This window comes from Streptomyces sp. SLBN-8D4, from assembly GCF_049739545.1.
Classification (GTDB): domain Bacteria; phylum Actinomycetota; class Actinomycetes; order Streptomycetales; family Streptomycetaceae; genus Streptomyces; species Streptomyces canus_C.
Genome location: NZ_JBMGQC010000001.1, coordinates 2,257,812 through 2,280,208 on the forward strand (window position 1 = coordinate 2,257,812; position 22,397 = coordinate 2,280,208).

Annotated in this window: 20 protein-coding genes and 2 pseudogenes; 19 read left to right on the forward strand and 3 right to left on the reverse strand. The window is 71.3% G+C overall.

The annotated features are described in order from the left end of the window. Positions 1-54: 54 nt before the first annotated feature. The 19 genes and pseudogenes from RKD20_RS10060 (at position 55) to RKD20_RS10150 (ending at position 20,155) form a co-directional block, all read left to right on the forward strand. Complete coding sequence (locus tag RKD20_RS10060) at positions 55-2,178, forward strand: non-ribosomal peptide synthetase (protein WP_424877431.1); 2,124 nt, start codon at positions 55-57, stop codon at positions 2,176-2,178. Between the two features lie 13 nt (positions 2,179-2,191). After that, a complete protein-coding gene (locus RKD20_RS10065) occupies positions 2,192-3,178 on the forward strand; it encodes a TauD/TfdA family dioxygenase (protein ID WP_424877432.1) in 987 nt (328 codons plus the stop codon). Further along, entirely contained in the window at positions 3,175-4,206 is a 1,032-nt protein-coding gene (gene sbnB / locus RKD20_RS10070; RefSeq protein ID WP_424877433.1) for a 2,3-diaminopropionate biosynthesis protein SbnB, read from the forward strand. The genes RKD20_RS10065 and sbnB overlap by 4 nt, the downstream gene beginning before the upstream one ends. A 30-nt stretch (positions 4,207-4,236) precedes the next feature. After that, the gene (sbnA, locus tag RKD20_RS10075; protein WP_424877434.1) at positions 4,237-5,217 is read left to right on the forward strand and encodes a 2,3-diaminopropionate biosynthesis protein SbnA; all 981 of its coding nucleotides are present in this window, start codon (positions 4,237-4,239) and stop codon (positions 5,215-5,217) included. Between the two features lie 201 nt (positions 5,218-5,418). After that, positions 5,419-7,054, forward strand: a pseudogene (locus tag RKD20_RS10080) (acyl-CoA dehydrogenase family protein). Between the two features lie 254 nt (positions 7,055-7,308). Continuing rightward, the gene (locus RKD20_RS10085) at positions 7,309-8,598 is read left to right on the forward strand and encodes a GAF domain-containing protein (protein ID WP_424877435.1); all 1,290 of its coding nucleotides are present in this window, start codon (positions 7,309-7,311) and stop codon (positions 8,596-8,598) included. Positions 8,599-8,750: 152 nt separating this feature from the next. Beyond that, positions 8,751-10,046 carry a hypothetical protein gene (locus tag RKD20_RS10090; protein ID WP_424877436.1) on the forward strand — a complete coding sequence of 432 codons (1,296 nt, stop codon included), beginning with the start codon at positions 8,751-8,753 and terminating at the stop codon, positions 10,044-10,046. 17 nt (positions 10,047-10,063) lie between these two features. Continuing rightward, positions 10,064-10,636: a GNAT family N-acetyltransferase gene (locus tag RKD20_RS10095; protein ID WP_424877437.1), complete on the forward strand. Its 573-nt coding sequence runs from the start codon at positions 10,064-10,066 to the stop codon at positions 10,634-10,636. A 127-nt stretch (positions 10,637-10,763) separates the two neighbouring features. Then, on the forward strand, positions 10,764-10,847 hold the full coding sequence (locus RKD20_RS10100; protein ID WP_349817346.1) for a putative leader peptide: 84 nt from the start codon (positions 10,764-10,766) through the stop codon (positions 10,845-10,847). A gap of 125 nt (positions 10,848-10,972) precedes the next feature. Beyond that, on the forward strand, positions 10,973-12,670 hold the full coding sequence (locus RKD20_RS10105; RefSeq protein WP_424877438.1) for a nitrite/sulfite reductase: 1,698 nt from the start codon (positions 10,973-10,975) through the stop codon (positions 12,668-12,670). Next, positions 12,667-12,855, forward strand: coding sequence for a hypothetical protein (locus tag RKD20_RS10110; RefSeq protein WP_020118899.1), 189 nt, complete (start codon positions 12,667-12,669; stop codon positions 12,853-12,855). The genes RKD20_RS10105 and RKD20_RS10110 overlap by 4 nt, the downstream gene beginning before the upstream one ends. Beyond that, a complete protein-coding gene (locus tag RKD20_RS10115) occupies positions 12,852-13,562 on the forward strand; it encodes a phosphoadenylyl-sulfate reductase (RefSeq protein ID WP_424877439.1) in 711 nt (236 codons plus the stop codon). The genes RKD20_RS10110 and RKD20_RS10115 overlap by 4 nt, the downstream gene beginning before the upstream one ends. After that, positions 13,559-14,122, forward strand: coding sequence for an adenylyl-sulfate kinase (cysC, locus tag RKD20_RS10120; RefSeq protein ID WP_424877440.1), 564 nt, complete (start codon positions 13,559-13,561; stop codon positions 14,120-14,122). Before RKD20_RS10115 ends, cysC begins: the two co-directional genes overlap by 4 nt. Then, positions 14,119-15,066 carry a sulfate adenylyltransferase subunit CysD gene (gene cysD, locus RKD20_RS10125; protein ID WP_391178700.1) on the forward strand — a complete coding sequence of 316 codons (948 nt, stop codon included), beginning with the start codon at positions 14,119-14,121 and terminating at the stop codon, positions 15,064-15,066. Before cysC ends, cysD begins: the two co-directional genes overlap by 4 nt. A gap of 2 nt (positions 15,067-15,068) precedes the next feature. Further along, complete coding sequence (locus tag RKD20_RS10130; protein ID WP_402273196.1) at positions 15,069-16,397, forward strand: sulfate adenylyltransferase subunit 1; 1,329 nt, start codon at positions 15,069-15,071, stop codon at positions 16,395-16,397. 222 nt (positions 16,398-16,619) lie between these two features. Further along, positions 16,620-17,723 carry an ABC transporter substrate-binding protein gene (locus RKD20_RS10135; protein WP_424877441.1) on the forward strand — a complete coding sequence of 368 codons (1,104 nt, stop codon included), beginning with the start codon at positions 16,620-16,622 and terminating at the stop codon, positions 17,721-17,723. 36 nt (positions 17,724-17,759) lie between these two features. Beyond that, positions 17,760-18,545: an ABC transporter ATP-binding protein gene (locus tag RKD20_RS10140; protein WP_424877442.1), complete on the forward strand. Its 786-nt coding sequence runs from the start codon at positions 17,760-17,762 to the stop codon at positions 18,543-18,545. Next, positions 18,532-19,412, forward strand: a pseudogene (locus RKD20_RS10145) (ABC transporter permease). Before RKD20_RS10140 ends, RKD20_RS10145 begins: the two are co-directional and overlap by 14 nt. A gap of 5 nt (positions 19,413-19,417) precedes the next feature. Beyond that, positions 19,418-20,155, forward strand: coding sequence for a sirohydrochlorin chelatase (locus tag RKD20_RS10150; protein WP_424877443.1), 738 nt, complete (start codon positions 19,418-19,420; stop codon positions 20,153-20,155). 120 nt (positions 20,156-20,275) lie between these two features. Here RKD20_RS10150 and RKD20_RS10155 read toward each other — a convergent pair whose 3' ends face one another. From RKD20_RS10155 to RKD20_RS10165, 3 genes are read right to left on the reverse strand one after another with little or no spacing between them, the layout of a single operon-like run. After that, on the reverse strand, positions 20,276-21,292 hold the full coding sequence (locus RKD20_RS10155; protein ID WP_424877444.1) for a ketopantoate reductase family protein: 1,017 nt from the start codon (positions 21,290-21,292) through the stop codon (positions 20,276-20,278). Between the two features lie 20 nt (positions 21,293-21,312). Beyond that, complete coding sequence (locus tag RKD20_RS10160) at positions 21,313-21,678, reverse strand: DUF4440 domain-containing protein (protein ID WP_424877445.1); 366 nt, start codon at positions 21,676-21,678, stop codon at positions 21,313-21,315. Next, the gene (locus RKD20_RS10165; protein WP_424877446.1) at positions 21,671-22,219 is read right to left on the reverse strand and encodes a DUF1697 domain-containing protein; all 549 of its coding nucleotides are present in this window, start codon (positions 22,217-22,219) and stop codon (positions 21,671-21,673) included. The genes RKD20_RS10160 and RKD20_RS10165 overlap by 8 nt, the downstream gene beginning before the upstream one ends. Positions 22,220-22,397 lie beyond the last annotated feature (178 nt).

Genomic DNA, 22,397 nt, shown 5'->3' on the forward strand with positions numbered 1-22,397 from the left:
CGACCCGAACCGCCTGAACTGCCTGAACGAAGAACAACCAGGGGGACGAACGTCATGGAAACAGCTCCGCACCGCACGCCCGGTCCACTGCCGGACATCGGGGAGTACGCGATCCCGCTGCCCGCGGGCACACCGACCGATCCCGCCGCGCTGCTCGCGGCCCGCACCAGGGTCCTCGCCGCCCTCTCGGACGGGACGGAGGGCACGTCCGGCGCCGGCCTGCGCGTCACCGTCACCGACGGCACGCTGCTTCTGCGCTACCGCGCCGGTGTCCTCGACGCCGAAGCCGCCGCCCGCATCGCCGGCTACCACCTCACCGCGCTCACCCACCCGGACCGCCGGAGCCTGCTGTCCGAGGACGAACTCCACTTCCAGCTGGAGGAGTTGGCGGGCCCGGTCCGCGAACTCCCGGACCGGCGGGTGCACGAGCTGTTCGAGGAGCGGGTCGAGAAGCACCCTGACGCCGTGGCCGCCGTACAGGACGACCGGCGATGGACGTACGCCGAGCTCAACTCCCGCGCCAACCGGATCGGCCGGGCACTGCTGGCCCGCGGCCTCGCGGCCGAGGACGTCGTCGCCGTCGTCATGGAACGGAACCTGGACTGGATGGCGGCCGTGCTCGGCGTGCTCAAGGCGGGCGGGGCCTATCTGCCGGTCGAGCCGCACTTCCCGGCCGAGCGGGTCGCGAGGACGCTGTTCCGGGCGGGCTGCGCGTTCGTCGTCACCGAGGAGGGCAGCACCGGATCGCTCTCCGGTACGTCCGCCGGGACGGGTACGGCCGCCGAGACCGTTGCGTCCGCCGAGACGCTGTTCGTGGACGCCGCGTACGCCGAGGGCCACGCGGGCGACGATCTCGGCATCCCGGTCTCAGCGGGCCAACTCGCCTACATCTACTTCACGTCCGGCTCCACCGGTGAGCCCAAGGGCGCCATGTGCGAGCACGCCGGTTTCCTCAACCACGTGCTCGCCAAGGTCGAGGACCTGGGGATCGGCGAGTACGACGTCGTCGCGCAGACCGCGCCGCAGTGCTTCGACATCTCCCTGTGGCAGCTGCTCGCCGGGCCGGTCGTCGGCGGGCGGACGCTGATCGTCGGGCAGGACACGATCCTGGACGTGCCGCGGTTCGTGGACACGGTGGTGCGGGCGCGGGTCCACGTGCTCCAGATCGTGCCGTCCTATCTGGAGGCCGTGCTCGCCGAGTTGGGGCAGCGGCCGCGCGAACTGGCCGACCTGCGCTGCGTGTCGGTGACCGGCGAGGCGGTGAAGCGGGAGCTGGTGCAGCGCTGGTTCGCCACCGCGCCCGGCATCAGGCTGGCCAACGCCTATGGCCTGACCGAGACCTCGGACGACACCAATCACGAGGTGATGGACCGGGTGCCGGACGGCGACCGGGTCCCGCTCGGGCGCCCGGTGCGCAATGTGCGGGTGTACGTCGTCGACGAGGACCTGGTCCCCGTGCCGTTGGGCGCGCCGGGCGAGATCGTCTTCTCCGGGGTGTGCGTGGGACGCGGCTACGTCAACGACCCCGAGCGCACCGCGGCCGCCTTCACTCAGGACCCGTACCGGCCCGGCGAGCGGCTGTACCGCAGCGGTGACGTGGGGCGCTGGCGGGCCGACGGCAAGCTGGAGTTCCTCGGCCGCCGGGACACCCAGGTCAAGATCCGCGGGTTCCGTGTCGAGATCGGCGAGATCGAGAACGCGCTGCTGCGGGTGGACGGCGTGCGCGACGGGGCCGTCGTGGTCGTGCGGGGCGCTCAGCTCGCCGCGTTCTGCGCCGGGCCCGAGCCGGTGGCCGCGGACACGGTACGGGAACGGCTGGCCGTGTCACTGCCGTCGTACATGGTCCCCGCCGTCGTGCACTGGCGGGAGCACCTGCCGCTGACCGCCAACGGCAAGACCGACCGACGCAGGCTGACCGCGCTCGCCGAGGACCTCGACACCGGTGCCGCGGGCGGGCCCTCGACGGACGGCGAGCGGCGGGTGGCGGAGGCATGGGCCGAGGTGCTCGGCGTTTCCGCCGACCGGATCGGCCGGCTCGACCACTTCTTCGACCGCGGCGGCAGCTCGCTGTCCGCCGTGCGTCTCGCGATCGCCCTGGACCGGGTGATCACCCTCCAGGACGTCGTCCGTCACCCGGTCCTCGCGGACCTGGCGGATCTGCTCGACCGGCGCAGCTGAAAGGAACACCGAGATGTCCTCCACGAGTCTCCTTCCCCATCCGGACCTGGCCCCGGGCAGCCCGCCGCTCCTGCACGCCACGTCCGACGGCGACGCGGTGCGCTGGGCCGCCGCGCACCGCGACCCGCTGCGTGACCTCGTCCGCGACCACGGCTGTGTCCTGGTGCGGGGGCTGGGCCTCGCCGACCCCGTGACGAGCGAGGCGGTCTTCAGGCGGCTGACCGACGGTCTGATGCCCGACCGTGAGCCCTTCGCACCCCGCCGGCGCTACGCGGACGGTGTGTACTCGTCCACCAAGTGGCCGCCGAACCAGCAGATGTGCATGCACCACGAGGTCAGCTACGGCCTGGAGTTCCCCGGCCTGTTGCTGTTCGCCTGTCTGGAGGCGCCCGGGTCCGGGGGCGCGACGGCGCTCGCCGACGCTACGGCGGTGCTGCGGGCCCTGCCCCGCGAGCTGGTCTCCCGCTTCGAACGGGAGGGCTGGCTGCTGACCCGGGCCTACCACGAGGAGATCGGCGCGTCGGTCGAGGAGGCCTTCGGCACGGACGACCGCGACGCCGTCGAACGCTACTGCCGCCGGCACGCCATCGAGTTCGCCTGGCAGCGCGACGGCTCCCTGCACACCCGGCAGCGGCGCGACGCGGTGCTGCGGCACCCGCGCTCCGGACTGCCCTGCTGGTTCAACCAGATCGCGTTCCTCAACGAGTGGACCATGGAGCCCGAAGTGCACGAATACCTGGTGGACCTGTACGGCGCCGACGGGCTGCCCTTCAACACCCGCTTCGGGGACGGGAGTCCGATCGACGCGGACGTCGTCCGGACGATCAACGAGGTGTACGACGCCCACACCGTGCGCGAGCCCTGGCAGGACGGCGACCTCCTGCTCGTCGACAACATCCGTACGGCGCACAGCCGTGAGCCCTTCGAGGGGCCGCGCGAGGTGCTGGCCGCGCTCGGCGACCCGGTGCTGCGCGCCGACGGCGAGGTGAGCGGCGCATGAGCATCCTCGACGCCCCGTCCTTCGCGCTCGTCACCGGCGCCCAGGTCCAACAGGCCCTGCACGGACGGGAACCGGAGATCGCGGACCTCGTCGAGGCCGTGTACCGGCTGCACGGCGCGGGCGACTCGGTGAACCCGCCGTCGTACTTCCTGAGGTTCCCGGACCGCCCGTCGTCCCGGATCATCGCGCTGCCCGCCTCGCTGGGCGGACCGCTCAGGGTCGACGGTCTGAAGTGGGTCTCCAGCTTCCCGGAGAACATCCGTTCCGGGCTGCCGCGGGCCTCCGCGGTGCTGATCCTCAACGACCCGGAGACCGGCTATCCGTTCGCCTGCCTGGAGAGCTCGGTCATCAGCGCCACGCGCACGGCGTCGTCGGCGGTGCTGGCGGCGGACAGGCTCAGTGCGGGCCGGACCCGCCCGACCCGCGTGGGCTTCATCGGCACCGGGCTGATCGCCCGCTACATCCACACCCATCTCACCGCCACCGGCTGGGACTTCGAGGAGACGGGCGTGCACGACCTGTCCGCCGAGAGCGCCGCCGGGTTCCGCGGCTATCTGGAGCGGTCCGGCGCGCCGGGGAAGGTGGCCGTGCACGACTCGGCCGAATCCCTCGTCCGCTCCAGCGACCTGGTGGTCTTCGCCACCGTCGCCGGCCGGCCGCACGTCCACGATCCGTCGTGGTTCGGTCATCACCCCCTGGTCCTGCATGTGTCCCTGCGCGACCTCGCCCCGCAGATCCTGCTCGCGTCGGCCAACTTCGTCGACGACGTCGAGCACTGCCTCAAGGCCGAGACCTCCCCGCATCTGGCCGAACGGCTCACGGGGAGCAGGGACTTCATCGACGGCACGCTCGACGACGTGCTGACCGGACGGGTGACCGTCCCGACGGACCGGACGGTGGTGTTCTCCCCCTTCGGCCTCGGGGTGCTCGACCTCGCCGTCGGCCGGTACGTCCACGACGAACTGGCCCGGCGCGGCGAACTGCACGTCGTCGACGGGTTCTTCAACGAGCTGCGCCGGTACGGCTGAACGACCCGTGCGCATGAGGAGGGGGGCGTCATGCCCGTCATATCCGATCCTTCGGAGTTCAACGAGTCAGACCTCTACGTCGACCTGCGGGCCGCGCTGGAGCTTCCGCTGTTCCTGAAGTGCGAGGGCTTCAACTTCGCCGGGTCCATCAAGCTGAAGGCGGCCCGCGAGATGGTGAACGCCGCCGAGCGCGACGGCACCCTGCGGCCCGGGTCGGTCCTGGTCGAGTCGTCGTCGGGGAACCTGGGGGTGGCCCTGAGCATGATCGCGGCGAGCCGGGGCTACCGGTTCCTGTGCGTGACCGACACCCGGTGCAACCTGGTGACGATCCGGCTGATGGAGTCGCTCGGCACCCGGGTGCACGTGGTCAGGGAACCCGACCTGCACGATGGCTACCTGGGCGCCCGGCTCGCGTACGTGCGGGCGCTGTGCGCCTCGGACGAGCGGTACGTGTGGCTCAACCAGTACAGCAACCAGGGGAACTGGCGGGCGCACTACCGCACCACGGCGCCGGAGATCGCGCGCCGCTTCCCGGACCTGGACGTGCTGTTCGTCGGAGCCGGCACCACCGGGACCCTGATGGGCTGCGCCCGCTGGTTCTGGCAGTGGCGGCGCCCGGTGCGGATCGTCGCCGTCGACAGCGTCGGCTCGGTCACCTTCGGCGGGCCGCCGGGCGTCCGTCTGATCCCGGGTCTCGGCACGAGCGTGCCGCCGCAGCTGCTCGACAAGTCGTACATCGACGACGTGGTCCTCGTCGAGGAACCGGACACCCTCCAGGTCTGCCGCGGGCTGGCGGCTCGGGGCTTCCTGTTCGGCGGCTCCACCGGCACGGTCGTCAGCGGCGCCCACCAGTGGCTGTCCGCCCACGGCCGCGGCCTCACCGCGGTGGCGATCGCCCCGGACCTCGGCGAACGCTACCTCGACACCGTGTACCGGGCGGGCTGGCCGCACGGCACCCACGACACGGACCCGCTGCACCACCCGACGGAGGCGATGGCCCACCTGGCCTGACCCCCTGCCCGCGGCACCCGCCCCGCCCGTCCACGGGCAGCGGGTGCCGTGCCGGCGAGGCGCGGGCGGAGATCGCCTCCACGAGACACCGGCGCGCGTCGACGAGGCACCGGCCCATACGCCGACGGCAACCAGGCCCCGCCACACAGCACCCCGTGTCCGTGAGGTGACCCTCCCCCGCCCCGGGGTACTTTCGCTGGCATGGCAGGCACCACGCACACCGTGACCAACCAGCCCCCGCCCCTGACCGGCTACGACGTCTACGGCGCCGACCGCGCCCTGAAGGAGGCCGTCGAGCGGCACCTCGACCCGGCCCTGCTCGACGACGTCCACGGCGAGCTGGCCGCGCTCGGCCGGGCCTGTGGCTCGGCGCAGGTGCAGGAGTGGGGTCGCCAGGCCAACGAGCACCCGCCCCGGCTGCGCACCCACGACCGCTACGGCCACCGTGTCGACGAGGTCGAGTTCCATCCGGCCTGGCACCGGGTGCTCGGCAAGGGCGTCTCGGCGGGCCTGACCGCCGCCTGGGGCCGCCCCGGCGGACACGTACGGCGCGCGGCGGCCTTCGTCCTGTGGACGCAGGTCGACGCCGGCAACTGCTGCCCCCTGTCGATGACCCACGCCGCGGTCCCCGCCCTGCGCGCCGACCCGGACCTGGCCGCCGAGTGGGAGCCGCGTCTGACGTCCATGGTCTACGACCGCGCGCTGCGGCCCGCCCACCTCAAGGCCGGGGCGCTGTTCGGGATGGGGATGACGGAGAAGCAGGGCGGCAGCGACGTCCGGGCGAACACGACGTCCGCGCGGCCCCTGCCCGACGGCGAGACCTACGAGCTCACCGGCCACAAGTGGTTCTGCTCGGCCCCCATGTCGGACGGCTTCCTGGTCCTCGCCCAGGCCCCGGGCGGGCTCACCTGCTTCCTGGTCCCCCGTGTCCTGGAGGACGGCACCCGCAACACGTTTCTCCTCCAACGTCTGAAGGACAAGCTCGGCAACCGCTCCAACGCCTCCGCCGAGGTCGAGTTCGACCTGACCTGGGCCCGCCGCGTCGGCGACGAGGGGCGCGGGGTCCGCACCATCATCGAGATGGTGGCGGCGACCCGGCTGGACTGCGTCCTCGGCTCGGCCGGCCTGATGCGCCAAGCCGTCGCCCAGGCGATCCACCACTGCACCCATCGCGCGGCCTTCGGCGGCAAGCTCGTCGACAAACCGCTGATGCGCAACGTCCTGGCCGACCTCGCCCTGGAGTCCGAGGCCGCGACGACCCTCGCCCTGCGCCTGGCGGCCGCCTACGACAACGACGACGAGCAGGAACGGGCCTTCCTCAGGATCGCGGTGCCGACGGCCAAGTACTGGATCACCAAGCGCTGCACCCCGCTGACGGTGGAGGCCGCCGAGTGCCTGGGCGGCAACGGCTACGTGGAGGAGTCGGGCCTGCCCCGCCTGGTCCGAGAGTCACCCCTGAACTCCGTCTGGGAGGGCGCGGTGCAACATCCAGGCCCTGGACGTCCTGCGGGTCCTCCAGCGCGAGCCCCAAGCCCTGAACGCCTACCTCCTGGAGATCGGCCGGACCCGAGGGGCCGACCACCGCCTGGACGCGGCGACGAAGAGCCTGTTCACCGAACTGGCCGATCTGGAGGGCATCGAGGGGCGGGCCCGCCATCTGACGGAACGGCTCGCACTCGTCCTTCAGGGCTCCCTGCTCGTCCGCCACGCTCCAGCTGAGGTCGCCGACGCCTTCTGCGCGTCCCGTCTGGGCGGCGACGGCGGCACGGCCTTCGGCACCCTGCCCACGACCCTCGACCTGGCGTCGGTGGTGGATCGGGCCCGGCCCGTGGAGTGACCTGCCCCAACAGCGGGCCGGAGTGAACGGGGGTGGTGCTGCGCCGACACGGCACCACCCCCGTTACGGCCCTCAGAGGCCGAAACACGCCGCTGCGAGACGGCGTTCGCCCAAGTTTCAATCAGTCCGGAGCCCACCACCAGGGTTGCAGGGGGTTGCAACTTCCTGGTGACTGTGGGCGGACTGTGTCCCTTCCCGAGCCGCGACCGGCACTATGAGACAGACAGTCAATGGATCCGGGACCGGGAGGACCAGTGCCGCTCTCGCCGACGCATGTGACCCACCTAGCCACCGTGGACACGGCAGGCGCAGCCCGGGTACTGAACGACATCCGCTCCGCCACCCTGTCCGGCCGGCGCACGCCCCTCGCCCCGCGCCCGGTGATCGAGGAGTCCTGGAGCCGGATGCTGCGCAGCGGCGTCGATCCGGACCACGACTTCCGGTCAGGTCTGCTGCCCCCCGAGGAGGTGCAGCGGCGCCGGGAGACCACACGGCTGAGGCACGTCCTGCCGGTGCTCAGGGAGGGGCTGCTGTCGGTCGCGGACGTCGCCCACCACATCATGGTGGTCGCCGACGACGACGGCCGGGTGCTGTGGCGGGAGGGCAGCGCCCGCGTGCTGCGCAAGGCCGACGGCACCGGCTTCGAACTCGGCGCCGACTGGCGGGAGAACGTCGTCGGCACGAACGGCGTCGGCACCCCGGCGGTGGTGCGCCGCCCCGTCCAGGTCTTCGCCTCCGAGCACTTCGTGCGCTCCCAGGCCTCCTGGACCTGCACCGGCGCCCCCGTCAAGGACCCGCGGGACGGCCGGCTGATCGGTGTGGTCGACGTGAGCGGGCCGCTGGACACGATGCACCCGGCGACCCTCGCCTGGGTCGACTCGGTGGCCAAGCTCGCCGAGTCCCGGCTGCGCGAGCTGCATCTGGCCTCGCTGGAGCAACTGCGGGCCGTGGCGGCGCCCGTGCTCGCCCGGCTCACCGGGCGGGCCCTGGTGGTGGACCGGGACGGCTGGACGGCGGCGGTGACCGGAATGCCGTACCCGAACCGGATCGCCCTGCCCAAGTCGCCCTCGCCGGGCCGCCGATGGCTGCCCGCGCTCGGTCTGTGCACCCTGGAACCGCTCGCGGGCGGCTGGCTGGTCCGCGCCACCGACGAACCGGAGCCGCAGGGCACCACCCGGATCGTGCTGGACCTCGCGCATCCGCGCCGCTGGACGGTGACGGTGTCGGGCGGCGCGGGCACCTGGACTCACGAACTCAGCCCCAGGCACGCCGAATTGCTCTACCTGCTGGCCCTGCACCGCTCGGGCCGCAGCGCGGCGGGCCTGGCGCAGGACATGTTCGGCGATCCGGGCCGCACGGTGACCGTGCGCGCGGAGATGTCCCGGGTACGGCGCTATCTCGGGGCGTTCCTGGAACACCGGCCGTATCGTTTCTGCGATGACGCCGAGGTCGAGGTGCTGCTGCCGGCCGGCCCGGGCGACCTGCTGCCGCACTCGACGGCCCCGGCCGTGCTCAGGGCCCGCGCCGGCGCCGAGACCGGGTGAAAACCCTCGCTCATGGTGCATCTTCCGCATAATTGCAGCATCTTCATCCCCAGCGGTGCCGCACTGCCGTAGCATCCTCTGCGGGCCACCCCACCTGCTCCTCGATCAACGTACGGATCATCAGGCGCAGTTGGCCCGCCTCGGGAGGACGTATGAAGCAACGTGGCAGACACCGCAGGCGCAAGCGGGGCCAAGCGCTACGCGCCTTCCTGGCCGGGACAGCCCTCGCGCTGACCGCCGCCGCCACCATGATCAGCGCCTCGCAGGCCACGGTCGCCGCCAATCCGGGGACGCTGAAGCCGCTCACCTCGGCCGCCGAGACCGCCCCGCTGCGTCTCAAGGAATCCCGGACCCCGAAGAGTTCCCTCGACCGGCTCACCGCCGGGATGGGGCGTCCGGTCGGTGTGTCCGCCGTCCTGAACTCCGCCGACCGGCCCCTGCGCGACGCGATCGACTGCACGGCCGGTGAGCGCACGGCGCTGCCCGTGGAGCCGACGGCCACCGCCGCCTACTGCTGGGACGCCGCCGACACCCGCTCCTGGCGGGCCGGGGCGGTCACCACCTCAGGGGACGCCGACGACGACGGCCTGTGGGGCGCCAACCGCGTGATCCTCTCCGCGTGGAGCCGCACCGGCACCGCGGCGGAGGGCGGGGGCCTGGCCCGGGTCGCCTTCGTCGACGCCAACGACCTCGACCATCCCACCTACTCCTGGGTTCTCCTCGCCGTCCCGGTCGACGGCGGACGCGACTTCCGCGGCCTCGTCTCCGAGGTCTCCGGGATGGTCTGGTACCAGAACAAGCTGCTGGTCACGGCGAGCGGAGACGGCGGCGACGCGCTGTACGTCTACGACATGAACCGCGTCCAGCGGGCCACCGTCGACAGCGGCGCGGTCGGCAGGGTCCGCGGCGGCTGGTCGGCGCACGGCGCCCAGTGGGTCCTGCCCGCCGTCGGCTCCTACCGTCTGACCGACGCGGCGGGCGCCACCCGCCCCGACTACCTCTCCCTGGACCGCAGCACCGCACCGGACAGCCTGGTCGCGAGCGAGTGGCTCTCCGGGGACGGCGACACGGCCGCCCGGCTGTGGCGCTACGACTTCAGCGGCGCCCCCGGCCGCTCCGGCCTCCTGGCCACCGACGCCGGCGGCTACGCGCGCGTGGCCGAGGCCTTCGCCACGAAGGCCTCGGGCTCCGGCCCCGTCCTGGCGCACGACTCCCAGTGGTACCTGGGCCGGGCAGCCGCGACGGAGGGCGGCCACGGTACCCTCTGGCGCCAGAACACCGCGAACCCCGCGAAGGCCACCCGCTGCGGCGCGGACGAGACCCGCAGCTGCTGGAGCGGGGAGTCGGAGTCGCTGTCGTACTGGGAACAGACGGGCGACGTGTGGTCCCAGTCGGGACGGATGCTGTTCGCGCTGCCGCTGGCCTCGATCGACAGATCTCTGGGATAGATGATTCCCTGACCGGCATGCCGAACATCCCCGTGACCACCTGGTCCCTGGAACAGACCGCCCCCACCGACCTCCTCCCGGCCGAACCCCCGGAGAGCGACGTCCGCATCCATCGCGCGGAAGTCCCCTCCCCCGAGTTCAGCCGTTTCCTGTACGCCTCCGTGGGCGGCGACATCCGCTGGACCGACCGGCTCTCCTGGACGTACGCGCGGTGGCGGGAGCACCTGGAGCGGCCGGGCGTGGAGACGTGGGTGGCCTACGACCACGGCACGCCCGCCGGATACGTCGAGCTGGAGGCCCAGGACGACGGTGTGGTGGAGATCGCCTACTTCGGCCTGATCCCGGCCTTCCGCGGCAGGCGGATCGGCGGTCACCTGCTCTCCTACGGCACCGCCCGCGCCTGGGACCTCGCGGACCGCTGGCCGGGGCTGACGGACACCAAGCGGGTCTGGCTGCACACCTGCTCCAAGGACGGCGAGCACGCGATGGCCAACTACCAGCGCCGTGGCTTCCAGCTCTTCGACACCAAGGTCGAGGAGGAGGCGGAGGCGCCCGCACCGGGCCCCTGGCCCGGGGCGTACCCGGCCTGACCTGCGGGAACAAGAGGTCCCGCGATCTTTGTGACCAACGACACCCTGGTCTCGCCTGTCGAGACCAGGGTGTCCACATGGTGGATAAAGCTGGACTGTGTCCAGATCGCCGTGACACGCTTCCGTCATGTCTGGAACTGGAATTGCCTTGGTGAGTCGGCGGCACGTCGACCTCGGCCGCATGTCCAGCGCCATCTGTCCGGTGCGCTGACGAGCCGCAGCGTCACCCGACACATCCTCCCGTTCTCCTCCCCGCGCAAAGCCGCGCATGCACTCCCATGCGCCCGTACACGCAGGTAAGAGCCGCTTTCCGCCTGTCCCGAAGGACGTAGAACCATGGCCGCCACCCCGCAGAACCCTGCTGCCGCAGCGCCCCGCCGCAAGGTGAGCCGTCACCGCGGTGAGGGTCAGTGGGCCGCGGGGCACCACACCCCGCTGAACGGCAACGAGCAGTTCAAGAAGGACGACGACGGTCTCAATGTGCGGACACGCATTGAGACGATCTACTCGAAGCGCGGCTTCGACTCGATCGACCCCAACGACCTGCGCGGCCGGATGCGCTGGTGGGGCCTGTACACCCAGCGCAAGCCCGGGATCGACGGCGGCAAGACCGCGATCCTGGAGCCGGAGGAGCTGGACGACAAGTACTTCATGCTGCGGGTGCGGATCGACGGCGGACGCCTCACCACCCAGCAGCTGCGCGTGATCGGCGAGATCTCCGAGGAGTTCGCGCGCGGCAGCGCGGACGTCACCGACCGGCAGAACATCCAGCTGCACTGGATCCGCATCGAGGACGTCCCGGAGATCTGGAACCGCCTGGAGGCGGTCGGGCTGTCCACGACCGAGGCCTGCGGTGACACCCCGCGCGTGATCATCGGCTCGCCGGTCGCCGGCATCGCCGAGGACGAGATCATCGACGGCTCCTGGGCGATCGAGGAGATCCACGAGCGGTACATCGGCAGCAAGGAGTTCTCCAACCTGCCCCGCAAGTTCAAGACGGCGATCTCCGGCTCCCCGCTCCTCGACGTGGTCCACGAGATCAACGACATCGCGTTCGTCGGTGTCGAGCACCCCGAGCACGGCCCCGGCTTCGACCTGTGGGTCGGCGGCGGTCTGTCCACCAACCCCAAGCTCGGCGTCCGGCTCGGCGCCTGGGTGCCGCTGGACGAGGTGCCCGAGGTGTGGGCCGGCGTGGTCGGCATCTTCCGGGACTGGGGCTACCGGCGGCTGCGCACGCGCGCCCGGCTGAAGTTCCTCGTCGCCGACTGGGGCCCGGCGAAGTTCCGCCAGGTCCTGGAGGACGACTACCTGGGGCGCAAGCTGGTCGACGGCCCCGCGCCCGCCGAGCCCTCGGGCCGCTGGCGCGACCACGTCGGCGTGCACCGCCAGAAGGACGGCCTGTTCTACGTCGGGTTCGCCCCGCGCGTCGGCCGTGTCGACGGCACCACGCTGACGAAGATCGCCGAGGTCGCGGAGGCCCACGGCTCGGGCCGGGTCCGGACCACCGTAGAGCAGAAGATGATCATCCTCGATGTCGAGGAGGCGCAGGTCCAGCCGCTGGTCGAGGCCCTGGAGGCGCTGGACCTGACGGCGAAGCCCTCGCCCTTCCGGCGCGGCACCATGGCCTGCACCGGCATCGAGTACTGCAAGCTCGCCATCGTGGAGACCAAGGCGCGCGGCTCCCAGCTGATCGACGAACTCGAGCGCCGCATCCCGGACTTCGACGAGCCGCTCACCATCAACCTCAACGGCTGCCCGAACGCCTGCGCCCGTATCCAGGTGGCGGACATCGGTCTCAAGGGCCAGCTGGTCCTCAACGACAAGGGCGAGCAGGTCGAGGGTTACCAGGTGCACCTGGGCGGCGCCCTCGGTCTGGAGGCCGGGTTCGGCCGCAAGGTGCGCGGCCTGAAGGTCACCTCCGAGGAACTGCCCGACTACGTCGAGCGGGTCCTGAAGCGGTTCCAGGCCGAGCGCGAGGACGGCGAGCGCTTCGCGGCCTGGGCCTCGCGCGCCTCCGAGGAGGCACTGTCGTGAGCGAGCGGGCCGCCCCCTTCTACTGCCCCTACTGCGGCGACGAGGACCTGCGTCCGAGCGAAGCCCTGGAAGGCGCCCACGGCGCCTGGGAATGCGCGGCGTGCAACCGCGCATTCCAGTTGAAGTTCCTCGGGCTGCTCGCCCGGGGCCTTCGGCACACCGACGCAGGGGGAGATCAGATATGACCGCGATTCAGGAAGAACGCACCACCGACGATCTCAAGGCGCTCGCCGAACAGGCGGGCCGTGATCTGGAGGACGCCTCCGCGCTGGAGATCCTCCAGTGGGCGGTCGACACCTTCGGCAGGCGTTTCTGCGTGACCTCGTCGATGGAGGACGCCGTGGTCGCCCACCTCGCCTCCCGCGCGAGGAAGGGCGTTGACGTCGTCTTCCTCGACACCGGCTACCACTTCGAGGAGACCATCGGCACCCGGGACGCGGTCGAGGCCGTGATGGACGTCAACGTCATCACGCTCACCCCGCGTCAGACCGTCGCCGAGCAGGACGCCGAGTTCGGCCCCAGGCTGCACGACCGCGACCCCGATCTCTGCTGCAAGATGCGCAAGGTCGAGCCGCTGGAACGGGGCCTGAAGGGCTACGTCGCCTGGGCGACCGGCCTGCGCCGCGACGAGTCCCCGACCCGGGCGAACACCCCGGTCGTCGGCTGGGACGAGAAGCGGCAGAAGGTCAAGATCTCCCCCATCGCCCGCTGGACCCAGGACGACGTGGACGCGTACGTCCAGGAGCACGGCGTCCTCACCAACCCCCTGCTGATGGACGGCTACGCGTCCGTCGGCTGCGCCCCCTGCACCCGCCGTGTCCTGGAGGGCGAGGACGCGCGCGCCGGCCGCTGGACCGGGCGTTCCAAGACCGAGTGCGGGCTGCACGGATGACGACATCTACCAAGGAGTTGCACGTGACGACCGGAGCCACCGTCTGGCTCACGGGTCTGCCGAGTGCCGGCAAGACCACCATCGCGTACGAGCTGGCCGGCCGGCTGCGCGAGGAGGGCCACCTCGTCGAGGTGCTCGACGGCGACGAGATCCGCGAGTTCATCTCGGCGGGTCTCGGCTTCAGCCGCGAGGACCGGCACACCAACGTGCAGCGCATCGGCTTCCTCGCCGAACTGCTCGCCCGCAACGGCGTCAAGACGCTGGTCCCGGTCATCGCGCCCTACGCCGACAGCCGTGACGCGGTGCGCAAGCGCCACCAGGAGAGCGGTGCCGCCTACCTGGAGATCCATGTGGCGACTCCGGTCGACGTGTGCTCCGTACGCGATGTGAAGGGCCTGTACGCCAAGCAGGCCGCGGGCGAGCTGTCCGGGCTGACCGGGGTCGACGACCCCTACGAGGAGCCCGAGTCGCCCGATCTGCGGATCGAGTCGCAGAACCAGACCGTCCAGGAGTCCGCGGCCGCGGTCCACGCGCTGCTCACCGAGAGGGGACTGGCATGACGACGACCGTTGCCAAGGTGACGGGGGGCGACGGGGACACCGACGCTCCGTACGCCCTGTCCCACCTGGACGCCCTCGAGTCCGAGGCCGTGCACATCTTCCGTGAGGTGGCGGGTGAGTTCGAGCGGCCGGTGATCCTTTTCTCCGGCGGCAAGGACTCCATCGTCATGCTGCACCTGGCGCTGAAGGCCTTCGCCCCCGCGGCGATCCCCTTCTCGCTGCTGCACGTGGACACCGGACACAACTTCCCCGAGGTCCTTGAGTACCGGGACCGTGTGGTCGCCGCCCATGGGCTGCGCCTCCATGTGGCCTCCGTCCAGGACTACATCGACCGCGGTGTGCTCAAGGAGCGTCCGGACGGCACTCGTAACCCGCTCCAGACGCTGCCGCTGACGGAGAAGATCCAGGCGGAGAAGTTCGACGCCGTCTTCGGCGGTGGCCGCCGGGACGAGGAGAAGGCCCGCGCCAAGGAGCGGGTGTTCTCGCTGCGCGACGAGTTCTCCCAGTGGGACCCGCGCCGCCAGCGCCCCGAGCTGTGGAACCTGTACAACGGCCGGCACGCCCCCGGTGAGCACGTCCGTGTCTTCCCGCTGTCCAACTGGACCGAGCTGGACGTGTGGCAGTACATCGCCCGCGAGAAGATCGAGCTGCCGGAGATCTACTTCGCCCACGAGCGTGAGGTCTTCTCGCGCAGCGGTATGTGGCTGACCGCCGGTGAGTGGGGCGGCCCCAAGGACGGCGAGACCGTCGAGAAGCGCCTGGTCCGGTACCGGACCGTCGGTGACATGTCCTGCACGGGTGCCGTCGACTCCGACGCCGACAGCATCGAGAAGGTCATCACCGAGATCGCCGCCTCCCGGCTCACCGAGCGGGGCGCCACCCGCGCCGACGACAAGATGTCCGAGGCCGCGATGGAAGACCGCAAGCGCGAGGGGTACTTCTAAGCATGAGCACCACCACGGAACTCACCGAGACGACCCTGCTGCGGTTCGCGACCGCCGGTTCGGTCGACGACGGCAAGTCGACCCTCGTCGGCCGGCTGCTGCACGACTCCAAGTCGATCCTCACGGATCAGCTGGAGGCCGTGGAGCGCGCGTCGGCGAGCCGGGGCGCCGAGGGCCCGGACCTCGCGCTGCTGACGGACGGTCTGCGCGCCGAGCGCGAGCAGGGCATCACCATCGACGTGGCCTACCGCTACTTCGCCACGCCCAGGCGCCGGTTCATCCTCGCCGACACCCCCGGCCATGTGCAGTACACCCGCAACATGGTGACGGGTGCCTCCACGGCCGAGCTCACGGTGATCCTCATCGACGCCCGCAACGGCGTCGTCGAGCAGACCCGCCGGCACGCGGCCCTCGCCGCCCTGCTCCGTGTCCCGCACGTGGTGCTCGCCGTCAACAAGATGGACCTCGTCGACTACGCCGAGCCCGTCTTCGCCGCGATCGCCGAGGAGTTCACGGCGTACGCCCTTGAGCTGGGCGTCCCCGAGGTCACCGCGATCCCGATCTCCGCGCTCGCCGGCGACAACGTGGTGGAACCGTCCGCGAACATGGACTGGTACGGCGGCCCGACCGTCCTGGAGCACCTGGAGACGGTCCCGGTCACCCACGACCTGAGCCACTGCCACGCCCGGCTTCCCGTGCAGTACGTGATCCGGCCGCAGACCGCCGAGCACCCGGACTACCGGGGCTACGCCGGTCAGATCGCCGCCGGTTCCTTCCACGTCGGCGAGCAGATCACCGTGCTGCCCTCGGGCCGTTCCACGAAGATCGCCGGCATCGACCTGCTCGGTGAGCCGGTCGACGTGGCCTGGACGACCCAGTCGGTGACGATCCTCCTGGAGGACGACATCGACATCTCGCGCGGCGACCTGCTGGTGCCCAGCAAGGACGCCCCGCCGACCACTCAGGACATCGAGGCGACCGTCTGCCACGTGGCCGACGCCCCGCTGACCGTCGGCCACCGGGTGCTGCTCAAGCACGGCACCCGCACGGTCAAGGCGATCGTCAAGGACATCCCGTCCCGGCTCACGCTCGCCGACCTGTCCCTGCACCCGCACCCGGGTCAGCTCGTCGCCAACGACATCGGCCGCGTGAAGATCCGTACCGCGGAGCCGCTGCCCGTCGACTCCTACTCGGACTCGCGGCGCACCGGTTCGTTCATCCTCATCGACCCGAACGACGGCACCACGCTCACCGCGGGCATGGTCGGCGAGTCGTTCGCGTCCCCGGAGCCCGTCAAGGACGAGTCCGAGGACGACGGGTGGGACTTCTGACATGAACTCCACCGACTACTGGTCCACGTTCGCGAAGGAGGGCGGCCGCGTAGGCAGCGGCGCGCTCGGCAGCGGGCAGGGCGGGGTGGCGCGATGTGTGCGCTGACGTACGCGCACCGCTTGCGCGCCCCGTCCCCCCACAGCCGTAGACGCAGACCTGCCGACCTCCCGGCCACGACCTGAGAGACCGTGACCGCCGGGCCTCCGAGAGGAACACCTCCCGTGCCTGCTACACCAGCTCTTCGCCGCACCCTCGCGGTCATCGCCGCGCTCCCGCTCCTCACCCTCGCCGCCTGCGGCTACGGCTCCCAGGCCAAGGACGACGGCACCGCCAAGGTCGCCGCCGGGGCGAAGAAGATCGACGGGCTCGACTCCGTCAAGATCGGCTACTTCGGCAACCTGACCCACGGCACCGCGCTCGTCGGGGTGAACAAGGGCTTCTTCCAGAAGGAGCTCGGGGCCACCAAGGCCTCGTACGCGACCTTCAACGCCGGTCCTTCCGAGATCGAGGCGCTCAACTCCAAGTCGATCGACATCGGCTGGATCGGCCCCTCCCCGTCGATCAACGGCTATGTCAAGTCGGGCGGCAAAAGCCTGAAGATCATCGGTGGTTCGGCCTCCGGTGGTGTGAAGCTGGTCGTCAACCCGGACAAGATCAAGTCCCTGAAGGACGTCAAGGGCAAGAAGATCGCCACCCCGCAGCTCGGCAACACGCAGGACGTGGCGTTCCTCAACTGGATCGCCGACCAGGGCTGGAAGGTCGACGCGCAGAGCGGCAAGGGTGACGTCACCGTCGTCCGCACCGACAACAAGATCACGCCGGACGCCTACAAGTCGGGTTCCATCGACGGCGCCTGGGTGCCGGAGCCGACCGCGTCCAAGCTGGTCGCCGAGGGCGGCAAGGTGCTGCTCGACGAGTCGTCGCTGTGGCCGGACAAGAAGTTCGTGATCACGAACATCATCGTGCGGCAGGACTTCCTCAAGGAGCACCCGAAGGCGGTCGAGGCCGTCCTGAAGGCGTCGGTGGAGGCCAACAAGTGGATCAACGCCAACCCGGACGCGGCGAAGGCGGCGGCGAACAAGCAGCTTGAGGCGGACTCCGGCAAGGCACTCAAGCCCGCGGTCCTGGACCCGGCCTGGAAGTCGATCCAGTTCACCAACGACCCGCTGTCCGCCACCCTCAACACCGAGGCGGAACACGCGGTCAAGGCCGGTCTGCTGAAGAAGCCCGACCTGAACGGGATCTACGACCTCACGATCCTCAACAAGGTCCTCAAGGCCGACGGCGAGTCCCCGGTCGACGCCGCCGGTCTCGGCACCAGCTGACCCCGGTCCCCGAAGAGTTCCCAGGAGGTGACGACCATGGCCACGACCACGACGCTCGCCCAGGCCGACGAGTCCGTCGAGTACGCCGCACGCCTTGAGCACGTCTCGAAGTCGTTCGCGGGACCGGGCGGACAGCAGCTCGTCCTGGACGACATCAGCATCGATGTCGCGCCGGGCGAGTTCGTCACCCTCCTGGGGGCCTCGGGCTGCGGCAAGTCCACGCTGCTCAACCTGGTGGCGGGTCTTGACCGGCCCAGCACGGGCGACATCATCACGGACGGCCGCCCCGCCCTGATGTTCCAGGAGCACGCCCTCTTCCCGTGGCTGACCGCGGGCAAGAACATCGAACTCGCCCTGAAACTCAGGCGAGTTCCCAAGCCCGACCGGCGCACCAAGGCCGAGGAACTGCTCGAACTGGTGCGGCTGAAGGGCGCGTACGGCAAGCGCGTGCACGAGCTGTCGGGCGGTATGCGCCAGCGGGTGGCACTGGCCCGCGCGCTCGCCCAGGAGAGCAACCTGCTGCTGATGGACGAGCCGTTCGCGGCCCTCGACGCCATCACGCGGGACGTGCTGCACGACGAGATCACCCGGATCTGGGCGGAGACCGGCGTGTCCGTCCTGTTCGTCACGCACAACGTGCGTGAGGCGGTACGGCTCGCGCAGCGCGTGATCCTGCTGTCCTCCCGCCCCGGCCGGATCGCGCGCGAGTGGACGGTCGACATCCCGCAGCCGCGCCGCATCGAGGACGCGCCCGTGGCCGAACTGGCCCGTGAGATCACCGAAGAACTGCGTGGGGAGATCCGCCGTCATGGCCAGCACTGACACGACACCGGGCCAGGACGCCGGGAGCGTAGAGGCGGGCCTCGACGCGCTGGAGACCCGGACCACCGGGCGCCCGACCTTCCGGCAGACCCTGGTCAACAAGATTCTGCCGCCGGTCATCGCGCTCGCGGTGGTCCTGGTGGTCTGGGCGCTGCGCTCTACCCGGTCGTCGACGACCCGTCGAAGCTGCCGTCGCCGGCGGCCGTCGGCTCCACGTTCAAGGAGGCCTGGCTCCAGGGCGATCTGCTCGGCTACATCTGGACCAGCGTCTCGCGCGGTCTGCTGGGCTTCTTCTTCGCCCTGCTCATCGGCACCCCGCTGGGTCTGATCGTGGCCCGGGTGAAGTTCATCCGCGCGGCCATCGGCCCGATCCTGTCCGGCCTCCAGTCGCTGCCGTCGGTGGCGTGGGTGCCGCCGGCCGTGATCTGGCTGGGCCTGAACAACTCCATGATGTACGCGGTGATCCTGCTCGGCGCGGTCCCCTCCATCGCCAACGGCCTGGTGTCCGGCGTCGACCAGGTGCCGCCGCTGTTCCTGCGGGCCGGCCGCACGATGGGGGCGACGGGCGTCAAGGGGATCTGGCACGTCACGCTGCCGGCCGCGCTGCCCGGCTATGTCGCGGGTCTCAAGCAGGGCTGGGCGTTCTCCTGGCGCTCGCTGATGGCCGCGGAGATCATCGCCCAGTTCCCCGACCTGGGCGTGGGTCTCGGCCAGTTGCTGGAGAACGGCCGCACCAACAGCGACATGGCCATGGTGTTCGAGGCGATCCTGCTCATCCTGTTCGTCGGCATCGCGATCGACCTGCTGATCTTCAGCCCGCTGGAGCGGTGGGTGCTGCGCAGCCGCGGTCTGCTGGTGAAGGGCTGAGTCCCATGAAGCCTGTCCTCCTCGTCATCGCCCACGGCAGCCGCGACCCGCGGCACGCCGCGACGGTGCACGCTCTCGTCCGCCGGGTGCGCTCGCTGCGCCCGGACGTACGGGTGGAGACGGGCTTCCTGGAGTTCAACATCCCTTCCGTTCAGGGAGTGTTGGAGTCCCTGGCGGCGGAGGGCGTCCGAGACGTCGTAGCGCTGCCGCTGTTGCTGACGCGGGCGTTCCACGCGAAGTCGGACATCCCCGCGGTGCTGCGGGACGCGCCGCCGCAGTTGCGCATCCGGCAGGCGGAGGTGCTGGGTCCGTCCCCGCTGCTGGTGTCGGCGCTCGAACGGCGGCTGCACGAGGCGGGGTTGACTCCCGCCGACAAGTCCTCGACCGGGGTCGTGCTGGCCTCGGCGGGGTCCACCGACCCGGAGGCGATCGCAGTGATCGCTGATATCGCGCGGGAGTGGCGGCACACCGGTTGGTGCGCCGTGCGGCCTGCGTTCGCCTCCGCGGCCCTGCCCCGCACCGAGGACGCGGTGCGCGAACTCCGGGCGCTCGGCTGCGCCCGGGTCGCCGTGGCGCCGTACGTCCTCGCCCCGGGGTTCCTCCCCGACCGCATCGCGCGCGGTGCGGCGGAGGCGGACGTACTCGCCGACGTCCTTGGCCCCGCGCCGGAGGTGGCGCGGGTGCTGCTGCGGCGGTACGACGCGGCCTCGTCGGCGCGGGTGCTGCTGCCGGTGAGCGCCTGAGGCACCCCTGTGCGGCCACGGCGTCACGGCCTCGCGGCCGGCGCAAGCCGATGAGTACCTGAGGCGCCCCCCACCCGCCTGCGCGGCCCAGCCGCAGGCCGGTGAGCGCCTGAAGCGCCCCTACGCGGCCGCGGCGGCCACGGCCTCGTCGGCCCGCCGCAGCAGCTCTGCCAGGGGCATCGAGCCGGCCTCCCGCCGCTCACGCGCGAAGGTGTTGGCGAGCCGCTGGAGGAGTTCGTTCAGCGGGGTCGGGACGCCGTGCAGACGGCCGAGGAGGGCGATCTCGCCGTTGAGGTGGTCGGCCTCGATGGTGCCGGTGCCGCGGGTGAGGGACTGCCAGGAGGAGCCACCGCGCGGGGCGTCCCCGAGGGGCAGCAGGGTGACCTTGTCGCCGCGCAGCGCGCGCTGTTCCCCGACGCTCGCGTAGGCGATCCCGGCGGCGTCGAGGACGGCCATGCCCTCGGCCCGCACCCGGTCGACGAGCGCCAGGGCTTCCTCGCTCTCGACGGACCCGGAGACCGCCTCGACGGCGTTGGCGAGGTTGGACAGCAGTTTGGCGTACTGCCAGCGGGCGAGGTCCGGCACGACCGGTGCCTCGAACCTCGCCTTCTCCAGGTCGGCGGCGATCCGGCGGGCCGTCTCGTCCGTGCCGTGCGGATACACCCCCAGGTGCAGGATGCCGGTGAGCGGACTGCCCGCGGCGGAGACGGTACCGGGTTCGACGAAGGTGGCCGGCAGCCAGACGCAGACGCCGTACACGTGCCGGAAGCGGCGCAGGGCCACGCGCTGCCCCTCCACGCCGTTCTGCGCGCACAGCAGGGGCAGCCGCTCGGCCGCCGTGCCGCCACCCTCGACCGGGGCCGGGCCCCAGACGCTCAGGGCGCCTTCCGTGTCCTGGGTCTTCACGGCGAGGACGAGCACGTCGTCGGCGCGCAGGGCGCCGAGTCCGGCCGGCCCGTCCACCACCGGGAGCCGGTACGTGAACTCGCCGTCCGGCACTCTCAGCCGCAGTCCGCCGTCCCTGAGCGCGGCGTGGTGCGCGCCCCGCGCGACCAGGACGACCTCGTGCCCGGCCCCCGCGAGCCGCCCGCCGACGGCCCCGCCGACCGCCCCTGCCCCGATGATGACGTAGCGCATGGGAGGAGCCTCGCACACCGTCATCCGGCGAACGGCGTCGCCTGGTGGAAGTACAGCAGCCACCCGCTCGGCGTGCGCCGCCACAGTGAACTGCGGTGCGCCCGGCTGCCGTTGCGCTCCGTGTCGAAGGTCAGGTGAACGAGGTCCGGCGCGAGCCGGACCCCCTTCATCCCGGACGCCGTGACCGGCCCGGCCTCCTGGTCCGTGACCCCGGCGAGGGCGGCGACGATCGACGCGCGGTCCCACTGCCGCCCGGACGCGCCGAACTCGTGGAACTCGGGGTGCAGCAGCGCGCCCACCAGCTCGGGCGAGGCCCGGACCTCGGGGTCGAGGAGCCGCAGCTCGCCCTGGACGGCGGCCTCCACGGCGGGGTCGCGGTCACTCACCGGTCATCTCCACCAGCTTGACGACGGTGTTCCAGTTGCGGCTGGTGGCGATCACACCCTTGTTCAGCCTCGGCCTGGACAGGTACTCGGCGAGCTTGGAGCGGCCGAGGCCGTTCGGGGCGTACAGGTACAGGGCGCGGTCGCCGAGGCGGAACTCCTCGGGGAGGTGGGCGGTCCGGTCGATCTCCGCGAAGCGGTCCGCGTCGACGGGGGCGGAGAAGTAGGTGACGTGGAGCTGCTTGCCCTCCAGTTCGGCGGCCGGGAAGGGGCAGTCGTCGACGATCGCCTTCAGGTAGGCGTGGTCGCGGACGATCACGTCGACCGGGAAGCCGAACCGCTTCTCGATCGCGGCCGTGAGCTCGGCGGCCAGGGACTCCTCGTCGCCGTGGCCGGCGGTGAACACGGCCTGGCCGCTCTGGAGATAGCTGCGTACGCCGTCGTGGCCGAGGCCTTCCATCAGCGTGCGCAGGTCGGCCATGGGGACCTTCCTGCTGCCGCCGACGTTGATCCCGCGCAGCAGCGCCGCGTATGTCGTGGTCATGCGCACACCCTAGGACGGTGCTCGCGCGGACCCCGATCACCGCCCCGCACAAGGGCCGTTAGATGTAAGGGTCACGATCCTCCCCAGTGCGGAGGGGGCGCGGTCCCCTGGGAGGAGCCGGTGGCGCCCTCACCTCACCGGACAGCACGACGAGACGGGTTTATCCAGCTCATACCTT

Excerpts from the sequence above, each read along its gene's own strand:
- RKD20_RS10060 (WP_424877431.1), top strand. The coding sequence starts at position 55 with ATGGAAACAGCTCCGCACCGCACGCCCGGTCCACTGCCGGACATCGGG.
- RKD20_RS10065 (WP_424877432.1), top strand. The coding sequence starts at position 2,192 with ATGTCCTCCACGAGTCTCCTTCCCCATCCGGACCTGGCCCCGGGCAGC.
- sbnB (WP_424877433.1), top strand. The coding sequence starts at position 3,175 with ATGAGCATCCTCGACGCCCCGTCCTTCGCGCTCGTCACCGGCGCCCAG.
- sbnA (WP_424877434.1), top strand. The coding sequence starts at position 4,237 with ATGCCCGTCATATCCGATCCTTCGGAGTTCAACGAGTCAGACCTCTAC.
- RKD20_RS10090 (WP_424877436.1), top strand. The coding sequence starts at position 8,751 with ATGAAGCAACGTGGCAGACACCGCAGGCGCAAGCGGGGCCAAGCGCTA.
- RKD20_RS10095 (WP_424877437.1), top strand. The coding sequence starts at position 10,064 with ATGCCGAACATCCCCGTGACCACCTGGTCCCTGGAACAGACCGCCCCC.
- RKD20_RS10100 (WP_349817346.1), top strand. The coding sequence starts at position 10,764 with ATGTCTGGAACTGGAATTGCCTTGGTGAGTCGGCGGCACGTCGACCTC.
- RKD20_RS10105 (WP_424877438.1), top strand. The coding sequence starts at position 10,973 with ATGGCCGCCACCCCGCAGAACCCTGCTGCCGCAGCGCCCCGCCGCAAG.
- RKD20_RS10115 (WP_424877439.1), top strand. The coding sequence starts at position 12,852 with ATGACCGCGATTCAGGAAGAACGCACCACCGACGATCTCAAGGCGCTC.
- cysC (WP_424877440.1), top strand. The coding sequence starts at position 13,559 with ATGACGACATCTACCAAGGAGTTGCACGTGACGACCGGAGCCACCGTC.
- cysD (WP_391178700.1), top strand. The coding sequence starts at position 14,119 with ATGACGACGACCGTTGCCAAGGTGACGGGGGGCGACGGGGACACCGAC.
- RKD20_RS10130 (WP_402273196.1), top strand. The coding sequence starts at position 15,069 with ATGAGCACCACCACGGAACTCACCGAGACGACCCTGCTGCGGTTCGCG.
- RKD20_RS10140 (WP_424877442.1), top strand. The coding sequence starts at position 17,760 with ATGGCCACGACCACGACGCTCGCCCAGGCCGACGAGTCCGTCGAGTAC.
- RKD20_RS10150 (WP_424877443.1), top strand. The coding sequence starts at position 19,418 with ATGAAGCCTGTCCTCCTCGTCATCGCCCACGGCAGCCGCGACCCGCGG.
- RKD20_RS10155 (WP_424877444.1), bottom strand. The coding sequence starts at position 21,292 with ATGCGCTACGTCATCATCGGGGCAGGGGCGGTCGGCGGGGCCGTCGGC.
- RKD20_RS10165 (WP_424877446.1), bottom strand. The coding sequence starts at position 22,219 with ATGACCACGACATACGCGGCGCTGCTGCGCGGGATCAACGTCGGCGGC.